This window comes from Paenibacillus sp. OT2-17 (genome assembly GCF_009827695.1).
GTDB lineage: Bacteria > Bacillota > Bacilli > Paenibacillales > Paenibacillaceae > Paenibacillus > Paenibacillus polymyxa_B.
Genome location: NZ_WUDQ01000575.1, coordinates 1 through 2,302, shown reverse-complemented (window position 1 = coordinate 2,302; position 2,302 = coordinate 1). Strand labels below are relative to the sequence as shown.

At 45.3% G+C, this 2,302-nt stretch carries 2 protein-coding genes; one reads left to right on the top strand and one right to left on the bottom strand.

What is annotated here, in order from left to right; all coding sequences use genetic code 11:
* Positions 1-1,134 (top strand): stage IV sporulation protein A (gene spoIVA / locus GRP75_RS24740; protein ID WP_160790648.1); only part of this gene is annotated, 1,134 nt, incomplete at its 5' end.
* A 331-nt stretch (positions 1,135-1,465) separates the two neighbouring features.
* Here the strand turns inward: spoIVA and GRP75_RS24735 are convergent.
* Positions 1,466-2,302 (bottom strand): MmyB family transcriptional regulator (locus tag GRP75_RS24735; RefSeq protein ID WP_160790647.1); only part of this gene is annotated, 837 nt, incomplete at its 5' end.

Sequence of the window (2,302 nt, the reverse complement as noted above, 5' to 3'; positions counted from 1 at the left end):
AGGATGATCTCCACACCATGGTTCGAAGAACCCATTCCTTTTCAGGAAGCGGCGGAAATTGGTACACGCAAGGTTATTCAGGAGCATTCGACGCTCGGTGTGGTAGTCACTACAGACGGCACGATTGCGGAAATCCCGCGCAGCTCTTATGTAGAGTCGGAGGAACGCGTCATTGAGGAGTTGAAGGAAGTTGGCAAGCCATTTGTTTTGGTTATCAACTCCACGCATCCGCGCAGTGATGAAACACTCCAGCTTCGCAGTGAGCTGGCTGCCAAGTACGATATACCAGTTATGACACTCAGCGCGGCAACTATGACGGAAGATGATGTTACAGGCGTACTTCGTGAAGTATTGTATGAATTTCCGGTGCATGAGGTGAATGTAAACCTGCCGAGCTGGGTCATGGTACTGAACGAAGAGCACTGGCTGCGTAGCAATTATGAAAATTCCGTTCGCGATACGGTTAAAGATATTCGACGTCTGCGTGATGTAGATCGAGTGGTTGGCCAGTTTATGGAATATGAATTCATCGACAGGGCCGGATTGAGCGGGATGAATATGGGGCAGGGCGTAGCTGAAATTGATCTGTATGCTCCCGATGAGCTATATGACCAGATTTTGGTCGAAGTCGTCGGGGTAGAGATTCGCGGCAAGGATCATTTGCTGCAAATGATGCAGGATTTTGCCCATGCCAAACGGGAGTACGACCGCTTCGCCGAGGCGCTGGAAATGGTCAAGACAACGGGATATGGCATTGCAGCGCCGTCATTGTCCGAAATGGCACTAGACGATCCGCAGTTGATTCGTCAGGGCACAAGGTTTGGTGTGCGGCTCAAGGCAACAGCACCTTCCATACACATGATCCGTGTGGATGTGGAATCGGAATTTGCTCCGATTATCGGAACAGAGAAGCAAAGTGAGGAGCTTATGCGCTATCTGATGCAGGATTTTGAGAATGACCCAATCAAAATTTGGGAGTCAGACATTTTCGGACGTTCGCTGCATTCCATTGTACGGGAAGGCATTCAGGGTAAAATCGCTATGATGCCGGACAATGCACGCTATAAGCTGCAGGAAACGCTGGGTCGTATCATTAATGAAGGCTCCGGCGGTCTCATTGCTATTATTCTTTAAGGCTAAGCCACACCCAAAAAAATGTATAAGAGAAATACCGTGGAGAGCAATTGACTCTCTATGGTTCGCAAAAACAAAATATTAGACTGACCTCTAAAACCAGACAGGGGTAGCCATGGACGAGAAAATAAAGTCCTAGACTACCTCTGTTTTTATTGAGCTTTTCGTTTCTCCTAGCGGGATTTAGGTTCAAATGTAACAATCCGATTAATGAGTTTCACAACGTGATTACCCTGGTAGTCATTTTCATATTTGGTCTCTTTCAACGTAGCACCGAGGCTTATTTAATTTGCAATGAACGATTCTTATAATCGATATAGCAATTGACTGGCTATTTATTAAAAGCGTTGTTCTGGCATTCGGCAGGACACCCCAAATATTCAAATACTCTGCGTCCAGGTTCGTCAATCGGTAAGTACACTTCAATTCCAGGATACATGTGGCTGCTTACAGAAAGATGAATTTGCTTGTAGCGAATGGGGGCTAAATCGGCCATGGCTCCCATTCTGGCCAAAATGATTTTAGAGTGCTCAACTTCATTTGATGAGTCCTTTGGCTGCATACTCCAATATTTATTAAGATCGTCGTATTTTCGAAATCTGTCAATTAACTTTTTATACCAATGGTCGTATCGGGAAAACATGTTATACCTTTTGAAAGCTTGTATCCCGTAAATAGCATGAGACTCCCACTCTTCGAACGACTCAGCATCGAAGGTAGAACGGGGACGAATGGAAAAATCGGAGTTAAAATGAAAATCAACTTTATTCAGTTTTCCATTCATAAAAGAATCGGAGGGGATATCAAATAAATGGCGAAACGGCTCATTTAACCCCTTGATATCTAAGGTATGAGTAACGATCATTGCCGGAAATGGCAAATTACTCATGATCTGCTGCGCTTGCTCCAGAGCCAGCTCCAGAGACCGTCCCTCCAATTCGTAATGGATCGGAAGATAATCAGCGGCGAGGAGAAGATCATTGCGCTCATCTGAAGTGCACTCCAGATACTCAGCAATATGGATCATCGTTTGCCGATCCGGTATTCGACGAGACCGTCCAACCAATAGATTTTTATACGTAGGACATGCCTCATCATTAAGCTCCTGCTGAGTAAATCGTTTCAATAACGGGTGAGATAGCTCAGTATATTCCCGTTGACGTTTCAT